Source organism: Streptomyces sp. NPDC054932, assembly GCF_053610205.1.
Window position 1 is genome coordinate 1 of sequence record NZ_JBSGXU010000278.1, and the last position, 8,207, is coordinate 8,207.

At 75.0% G+C, this 8,207-nt stretch carries 7 protein-coding genes and 1 pseudogene; 2 read left to right on the forward strand and 6 right to left on the reverse strand.

The window, feature by feature from the left end:
* Positions 1 to 202: 202 nt before the first annotated feature.
* Positions 203 to 1,861 carry a serine/threonine-protein kinase gene (locus ACWGE1_RS38525; protein WP_453425130.1) on the reverse strand — a complete coding sequence of 553 codons (1,659 nt, stop codon included), beginning with the start codon at positions 1,859 to 1,861 and terminating at the stop codon, positions 203 to 205.
* A gap of 121 nt (positions 1,862 to 1,982) precedes the next feature.
* Positions 1,983 to 2,396: an N-acetyltransferase family protein gene (locus ACWGE1_RS38530; protein ID WP_453425131.1), complete on the reverse strand. Its 414-nt coding sequence runs from the start codon at positions 2,394 to 2,396 to the stop codon at positions 1,983 to 1,985.
* 100 nt (positions 2,397 to 2,496) lie between these two features.
* Here ACWGE1_RS38530 and ACWGE1_RS38535 point away from each other — a divergent pair.
* Positions 2,497 to 2,763: pseudogene (locus tag ACWGE1_RS38535) on the forward strand (alpha/beta fold hydrolase); the annotation flags it as partial.
* Here ACWGE1_RS38535 and ACWGE1_RS38540 read toward each other — a convergent pair.
* Positions 2,750 to 3,265 (reverse strand): hypothetical protein, encoded by a 516-nt coding sequence (locus ACWGE1_RS38540; RefSeq protein ID WP_453425136.1) that lies wholly within the window; start codon positions 3,263 to 3,265, stop codon positions 2,750 to 2,752. The pseudogene ACWGE1_RS38535 and the gene ACWGE1_RS38540 sit on opposite strands and share 14 nt — an antisense overlap.
* A 191-nt stretch (positions 3,266 to 3,456) precedes the next feature.
* On the opposite strand from ACWGE1_RS38540, the gene ACWGE1_RS38545 reads away from it, so the two are divergent.
* Entirely contained in the window at positions 3,457 to 3,921 is a 465-nt protein-coding gene (locus ACWGE1_RS38545) for a phospholipase (RefSeq protein ID WP_453425132.1), read from the forward strand.
* Positions 3,922 to 3,942: 21 nt separating this feature from the next.
* Here the strand turns inward: ACWGE1_RS38545 and ACWGE1_RS38550 are convergent, their stop codons facing one another.
* The 3 genes from ACWGE1_RS38550 to ACWGE1_RS38560 all read right to left on the reverse strand — a co-directional run bounded on the left by ACWGE1_RS38550 (position 3,943) and on the right by ACWGE1_RS38560 (position 7,986).
* Entirely contained in the window at positions 3,943 to 5,061 is a 1,119-nt protein-coding gene (locus ACWGE1_RS38550) for a sulfite oxidase (RefSeq protein ID WP_453425133.1), read from the reverse strand.
* A 64-nt stretch (positions 5,062 to 5,125) separates the two neighbouring features.
* Positions 5,126 to 6,421 carry a phosphoribosyltransferase family protein gene (locus tag ACWGE1_RS38555; protein ID WP_453425134.1) on the reverse strand — a complete coding sequence of 432 codons (1,296 nt, stop codon included), beginning with the start codon at positions 6,419 to 6,421 and terminating at the stop codon, positions 5,126 to 5,128.
* 164 nt (positions 6,422 to 6,585) lie between these two features.
* Complete coding sequence (locus ACWGE1_RS38560) at positions 6,586 to 7,986, reverse strand: serine hydrolase domain-containing protein (RefSeq protein ID WP_453425135.1); 1,401 nt, start codon at positions 7,984 to 7,986, stop codon at positions 6,586 to 6,588.
* Positions 7,987 to 8,207 lie beyond the last annotated feature (221 nt).

The following is an 8,207-nucleotide window of genomic DNA, read 5'->3' on the forward strand; positions in this document are numbered from 1 at the left end:
GGCGGCCGTGGCGGCCGCCGCGAGCAGGGCGGCGGCGGGGAGGAGCGCGGCGAATGCGGTCATGCGGCCGATGCTCTGCGAGCGGCGGCGCGGGCGCGCGGAGGGTGCGCCGAGTGGGCGCACGACACGCCGCCGCCCGGGCGGATCCGGGCCACCGGCCGGGCCGGGACGCGGGCGGTGTCCCGGGCGGTGGCCCGCTTCGTCAGGCCGCGCGCCAGACCGTCATGTCGACCGAGAGGAAGCTCGGCAGTTTCGACAGGCCCGGAGTCGACTTGAGCGTGATCACGAGCAGGGCGATGTCCCCCGACGGGTGCTTGACGCAGAACTCACTGCCGGCCGCCGCTGTGGCCAGTGTGTGCTTCTTCGCGGAGGTCCACCTGAGGGCCGCACGGCAGGATTCCAGAGAGCCGTTCGGCTTGCCCCCGATCAGGCTGATCACACTCGTGTCGCTCTCCAGCGTGCAGCCGGGTGTTTCGCAGTCCAGGCGGATGTCCCCCTTGCGGTCCTCGTGCTGGACCGGTTCCTTGATGGAGATCGAGCCTTCCTCGTCCAGGTTCAGGAGGGGGTAGGGCATGGGCTTCGGCGGTGACGTCGGGCTCGGACTCGGGCTCGGACTCGCAGCCGGCGTGGAAGCGGCGGCGCCGGGCGCCGGGTTGCCGCCCGCCGTGCGGGCCGACCCCGCCGGGGTTCCCCCGACCGTCGGGGACTGCGCATGGTCGCGCAGCGTGTCCTTCGTGCTGTCGAAGATCACCCGGGTCAGGCCCAGCGCCAGCACGGTCGACGTCGCCGTGGCGGTGATGGCCAGCGCGATGCGCCACCGGCGCCCCCGCCGCTGCCTCGCTCCCGTCGGCTCCGGCGTCGGCGGAGGCGCCCATGCCTGGAACGTCGAGTGCGGCGTGCCGGACGCCCGGACGGGGCCCGGAGCCGGCAGCGGCGCAGGTGCCGGGACGGGCTCCGCCACGGGCTCGGGGACCGCCGGCTCCGGCCCGGTCACCTCCCGCCACAGGGCCGGGCCGCTGTCCGCGTCGGCGTCCTCGCCCAGCTGCTTGCGGCACAACGCCACGATCTCCGCAGGGGTGGCCCGCTCCTGCGGATCGATGGCCAGGCACCGGGCGATCAGCGGACGAAGTTCCTCCGGCAGCCGGGACAGGTCCGGCTCGTCGTGCACGATCCGGTACAGCAGGACCGCGGAGGGACCGGTGCCGTAGAGCGGCTCGCCCAGCGCGGCGAACGCCGCCGTCTGGCCGAGCGCGAAGATGTCGGCGGCCGCCGTGACCTCGCCCGCCGAGGCCTGTTCGGGGGCCATGTACTGGGGCGTGCCGATGGTGGCGCCCGTGGCGGTGTGCGCGGTGGTGTCGGACGCCAGCGAGATGCCGAAGTCGATGACCCGGGGCCCGTCGGCGGCCAGGAGCACGTTCGACGGCTTCATGTCCCGGTGCACGATGCCCGCGTCGTGGATGGCCTGCAGGGCTTCCGCCACGCCCGCCATCAGCCACAGCACGGCGGGCACGGGCAGCGGTCCGCGCCGGGCCACGGCCTGGGACAGCGAGGGCCCGGGCACGTACAGGGTGGCCAGCCAGGGCGGCATGGCCTCCGCGTCGGCGTCGATCAGCTCGGCGGTGTAGGCGCCGCGGACCCGCCGGGCGGCCTCCACCTCCCGGCGGAACCGCCGCCGGAACGCCGGGTCCTCGGCCAGCTCCGGCCGTACGACCTTGATCGCGACCGGCCGTCCGCCCTGGGTGTGCGACAGGTAGACGCGGCCCATCCCGCCCGCGCCGAGCCGGGCCGCGATGCGGTAACCGGCCACGGTGGACGGATCGTCCGCCTGCAGTGGCTCGAACACCTCGGTCGCGCTGTTCATCGGCTCCCCCCGATCCCCTGATCAACCGACGGGTTGATCCGCGACAACCCTAAGCGCCGGTCGGCGCAGTGAAGTTGCCGGGGAGGCGGCGGGCGCAGCGCACGCGGACGGCCCGCCCCGGCTACGGGGCGAGGGGCCAGCCGCGCATCGAGAAGACGCCCTCGTCGCGGGCGCCGGCGGAGCCGTAGGTGGCCAGAGCGGCCTCGTTGTCGGTGTCGACCCCCACCCACATGCCGTAGCAGCCGCGCGCCTTCGCCTCTTCCGCCAGGGCCAGGGTCAGATCGCGGCCGATGCCGCGACGCCGGTACCCCTCGTCCACGGAGAGCTCGTACAGGCACATCTCGGTGCCCTTGTCGGGGTGGCTCATCTCGATGCCGGAGACCATCCCGGCAGGTACGCCGTCGACGTAGGCGATGAGCATCACGTGTCCCGGGGCGGCGAGGAAGCGCGCGGACCACTCCTCGCGGGCGGGCCCGTCGAAGAGGGATTCGGCGGCTGAGAGCTCGGCGGGGGTGAGGGCCCGGCGGATGTCCATGTCGGCCACGATAGTGCGCGCATGACGGATGGTCGGCCGACATCCGGCACGGCGTGGCGGCCCTTGGCCTGTTGCGGCTGACGAGACGAGGGGGAGCACCGTGAGGAACGCCGTGGTCACGCCGGAGGGCGACCGGATCCGCTGGGTCGAACTGCCGGGGGAGGAACCGGCCCGGGTCTACGTGCACGGGCTGGGGGCCACCTCGCCCGCCTACTTCGCGGCGAGCGCCACGCATCCGCTGCTGGCGGGGCGGCGTTCACTGCTGGTCGACCTGCTGGGCCACGGGCACAGCGACCGGCCCGAGGGATTCACCTACACCCTCGAAGCGCATGCCGACGCGCTGGCGGCCGCCCTCACCGGGGCCGGGGCGCGGCGGCTGCGCCGGCCCGCGCCCGGTCGCCCGGGGACGGGGTGCCGTCCGTCCAGGCGTAGACCCGCTTGCCGCGCACCACCACCTGGTACTGGTGGGCGTCCCGGCACTCGGGCCGGGCCTCGGCCCGGAAGCTGCCCGGCCACCACTTGGCGTGCAGCCCCGGCGCGCCCAACGGCTTCGGGGTGCCCGCGCTGCACTGGGGGCCGTCCAGCGGCGTCGAGCCGAGGGTGAACCGGATCAGCCGGGCCTTGTCGGTGTTGCTCACCCGTATACGGACGTCGGTGGCGTCCTTGGGTATCCAGGACGGCAGGGCGAACGCGGCCTGCGCACGCACGGGCGCATCGGCGGCGCTCGCGAAGCGCTTGCCCTTCTCCTGGTACACCTTGCTGTCGATCGTGTCGGTCACGGGATTCGGCGGCAGGTTGGGCAGCGCGAAGGCGGCGGTGGCGAGGACTCCCACGGTGGCGGCGGCGATGACGAGCGGGCGGCGGTTCATGTCCTCCAGTCTCGGGGGCCGGGACCCCGTCGCGCGTCCCTCCTCAGAACGAATCGGGAATGAGCCGCAAGTCCCATACGGACTCATACCTGGGAGGGTGCCTGGTTCGGTTCCGTCGACGCACAGTAACCGCGGGGCGGCCGGGGGAGTTGGCCGGAGGTGACCCGTCCGCCCCGGCACCGAGGAACCCCATGCGCCGTCGCCGCCTCGTCCCCGCTCTCGCCACCGCCGCCGCGACAGCGGTGCTCGCCCTCGCCCCGGCGGCCTGGGCCGCACCGGCGGTCCCGGCCGACAAACCGGAGGTGCTGACCCGCTGGACGCAAACCAGCGCCGCCAGCCAGCAGGCATGGGCCGAGGCGCGCGAGCACCGGGCGGCCTGGGCCGCGTACGGCTTCGACTGGTCGACCGACCAGTGCACCTCGTCCCCCGAAGACCCCTTCGGCTTCCCCTTCGCGCCGGCCTGCGAACGCCACGACTTCGGCTACCGCAACTACCGCGCGGCAGGGCGGTTCCCGGCCGCCAAGGCCCGGCTGGACCTGGCGTTCCACGCGGACATGAAGCGGGTCTGCGCGCAGTACTCGGGCTCCCGCCGGAGCTCCTGCGAGGGCACCGCCTGGACCTACTACCAGGCGGTCAGGCTCCTCGGCATCTCCTAGGCGGTTTGGGCCGGCGCGCGCTCAGCAGCACAGGACCGGTACGTGCTGGACCAGGTTGTTGCCGAAGCCGCCGCGGTTCCACGGCTGTTCGAGGGGCTGCGTGCGGCCCCCGGTGTCCGTGGCGCGGACGGTGAGGGTGTGGTGGCCCGGTGCGGCCGGCCAGACGCAGCACCATGCCTGCCACGCCCACCGGTGCGGTCCCGGCGGCGCGACCTCGGCCCGGATCCAGGAGCGGCCCGCGTCGGCGCTCACCTCCACCCGGGCGACGGCCCCGTGGCCGGACCAGGCCCGCCCCTGCAGCGGTACGGGGCCGGGGTGCACCACGCGGGTGCGCGTCATGAAGTCGGGGAATCCCGGCGGGACCATGAGTGCGCGCGGCGCGATCCGGGTGACCGGCTCGCCGGGGTCGTCCGGGTCGTCGGACAGCCGGTACCGGTAGGCCACCGCCTGCTGGAAGCCGGTGAACGGCGCCTCGACCAGGGTGATCCCGCGCAGCCATTTGACGTGCGCCATGCCGTACCAGCCGGGGACGACCAGCCGCAGCGGCGCCCCGTGCTGCGGCGGCAGGGGCAGGCCGTTCATGGCGTAGGCGATCAGGACCTCGGGGTCGTGGCCGGTGGCGGCCGCCACCGGCAGGCTGCGCCGGTAGTCCTGCTCGACGCCGCGTTCGACCCCGTGGTCGGCGCCGGTGAAGACGGCCTCGACGGCGTCGGGCAGCACCCCGGCCTCGGCGAGCACGAGACGCAGCGGGACGCCCGTCCAGTCGGCGGTGCCCACCGCCTCGACCAGCCACGGCTGGCTGACCGGCCGCGGGGTGAGGCGGGCCCGGCCGTTCCCGGCGCACTCCATGGTGACGCGGTGGGTGACCGCGGGGAACCCGCGCAGGGCGGCGAGGTCCAGCGCCAGCGGGGTACGGACGCGGCCGCCGACGGCGAGGGACCAGTCGGCCGGGTCGGCGGCGGGTATGTCGTAGTGGACCAGGACGTAGTGCAGTCCGGGCGGTGTGACCTCGTAGCGCAGGGCTTCCAGCGGCAGTCCGTGGTTGCGGGCCGCGAGCGCCAGCTCCTCGGGGCTGATGCCCTCGCCGGGCGACGCGATCCGGCCCGGGGTGCTGACATCCTGCACCGACGCCTGCTCCATCCCCTCATGGTCGCGCGGGCCCCCGCCGCCGCGCCACCGGGCCACGGCAGCACCGGCCGCCGGACTACGGGGTCAGGTGCCGGGTGAACCAGTCGCGGGCCAGCCCGGCCACCTCGGCCAGGGCCCCGGGCTCCTCGAAGAGGTGGGTGGCCCCGGGGACGATGTCCAGCCGGTTCTCGCAGCGCAGCTCGCGCAGGGCCGCGCGATTGAGGTCGAGCACCATCGTGTCCCGGCCGCCGACGATCAGCAGGGTGGGGGCCCGTACGGCGGCGAGCCGCGGGCCGGCCAGGTCGGGCCGGCCGCCGCGGGACACCACGGCGCCGATGTCGGTGTCGGCGGCCGCCCACAGTGCCGCCGCGGCCCCGGTGCTCGCCCCGAACCAGCCGATCGGCAGGGAGGTGCGGCCGCGCAGCCAGGCGGTGGCGTCCGTGAGCCGCCCGGCCAGTGTCCCGATGTCGAAGACATTGGCCCGGTGGGCCTCCTCGGCGGGCGTGAGCAGGTCGAAGAGCAGGGTGCCGAGGCCCGCCCGGTTCAGCTCCGCCGCCACCGCCCGGTTGCGCGGGCTGTGGCGGCTGCTGCCGGAGCCGTGGGCGAACATCACGACGGCCCGGGCATCCTCCGGCAGGGCCAGGTCCCCGGCCAGGGCGAGGCCGCCGGCGTCCACCTCGACCGCGGCGGGCCGGACGGGCGGGACGGGCGGGCGGGTACCGGCGCCGGCCTCCGCCTCCGCCTCCGCCTCCGCCAGCAGGAGGATGACCTCCTCGTCGGGGGTCTGGGAGAAGTCCTGGTACCACTCGCCGACGGCGCGGAAGGCGCGCGGGGTGGACAGGCACACGACCTCGTCGGCCGCGGAGCGCAGCCGGGCGACCGCGTCCGGCGGGGCCACCGGAACGGCCAGCACCACCCGCGCCGCGCCCTGCGCCCGTACGACCTCGCACGCGGCCGCGGCCGTGGCCCCGGTCGCGATCCCGTCGTCCACGACGATCACGGTCCGGCCGTCCAGGGGCAGCCGCGGCCGGTCGCCGCGGAACCTGCGTGCCTGCCGGGCGAGCTCCGCCTCCTCGGCGTGCTCGACCGCCACGAGGTCCTCCGGGCGGGCCCGGCTGCTGCGGACGATGTCCTCGCTGATGACGCGTACGCCGCCCTCGCCGATGGCGCCGAAGCCCAGCTCACGGTGGTGGGGGACGCCGAGCTTGCGCACCACGATCACATCCAGCGGGGCGCCGAGCGCGCGGGCCACCCGGAAGGCGACCGGGACCCCGCCGCGGGGCAGGCCGAGGACGACGGGATCCTCCCCCGCCAGGTGCCGCAGCGCCCCGGCGAGCTGCTCGCCGGCGTCCGCGCGATGGGTGAACAGCACGGGGTTTCACCCCCAACCCAGGGGAGACGGGAACCACGTACCCACCTCCTTCGACGCAACCCCATTCGCCGGCTTCCCGCAAGTCGGTCCGACGTCGTACGGGCCGCGTCGGCGCCGTCAGGCGCCGTCAGGCGCCGTCAGGCGTCGTCCGGTGTCGTCCGGTGTCAGGACGCGGCCGGGACCCTGCCGAAGAGCCGGCCCGCCAGGTCGATGCCCACGACCGTGCCCTCGGCGTCGCGGTTGAACAGACCGCGCTGCCCCTTCAGCCCGCCCTCCGTGATGACGTACTCGTCGCCGGTGCCGGACAGGAAGCCGATGGCGGCCGGCGGGTGGTCCGCGGGCATGTCCGCGTCCGCGGCCGCACGGATCTCCGGCTTGATCCCCACCGCCAGCGTGAGACGGTCCCCGTCGTCGGCGACGTCGAGGTTCATGGCGTCGATCGCGTACCGGCCCGCGACCTCGCGCGCCCGCGCCCCGTCGTACGCGACCGGCTCCGGGTCCTGCTCCACCAGACCGGGGCCGTGCTCCAGCGCCCAGCGCACGACGGCCTGGTTGAAGAGGTGGCCGTGCGGGCCGGCGTTGGCCAGCGAGACCACCGCGAAGTTCCGTTCGGGCACGATGAGCAGCTCGGCGAACTGGCCGTTGCCCGAGCCGCCCTGCCCGATCGCGCGGACGCCGTCCACCTCGCGCAGGAACCAGCAGATGCCGAGGCCGTCGCCGAGCGTGCTGGCGCGCAGCGGGGCCGTCTGCTCCGTCATGCGGCGCAGGGCCCCGGCGGGCAGTACGCCGTCGCCCGTGCCGAGCTGGAAGCGGGCCCACCGCAGCATGTCGCCGACGCAGGAGGTGATGCCCCCGCCGGGGTTGTTCCCGCGGCTGCCCGCCCGCCAGGAGGACCACGGCCGGACGGGCCGCAGCTCCCCGTCGTGGCCGTCGGGGGCGTGGCCCACGGCGAACCGCCGGACCATGACCCTGTCGAGGTCGAAGGAGGTGTTCGTGAGCCCCGCCGGTTCCAGCAGCAGCTCGTCCACGGCCTTCTCGAAGGGCAGGCCGGTGACCGTCTCGACGATCCGGCCGGCCAGGTTGTAGCCGGCCTGGCTGTAGGAGACGCGGGAGCCGGGTGGGGCGACCAGCGGCAGTCCGGGCAGGTGCGCCACGAAGCCGGCCAGGGTGTCGGCCTCGTCGCCGGAGAAGACGAGGTTCCAGTCCAGGCCCGCGGTGTGGTTGAGCAGGTTCAGCACGGTGATGCGCTCCGCGGCCCGCTCGTCGGCGAGCTCCAGCTCGGGAACGTACCGGCGGACCGGCGCGTCCAGGTCGACCCGGCCCTCCGCGACCAGGCGCATCAGGGCGGTGGCGGTGAAGGTCTTGGTCACCGAGGCCAGGTGGAACAGCGTGTTCTCGTCGACCGGCTGCGGGTTGTCGAGGTTGGTCACCCCGTACGAGGCGCTGACCTCCCGGCCGTCCGTCAGTACGCCGACGCTGACGCCGGGGATGCCGAACTCCTTCGCGGTCGCCTCGACGAACGCGGCCAGCTCGTCCCGTCGCATGCCGTTGCGGTCGTTGCCCATGTCAGGTCTCTCCTCGGGGTGCGTGTCCGGCTGCTGCCCGACAGGAGGACGATGCGGCCGCCCGCTGACGAGCGGCTGACGGCCCGCTGACACCGGTCGGCGCCGACGCGGGCGACCGTGCGGCCCGGGAGTGCGGGTGGGGTGGTCCGGCCACCACCCCCCGGGTCCCGATCCGGGCTTCCGGGGTCCTGTGGGCCCGGGGGTGGTGGCCGGACCACCAC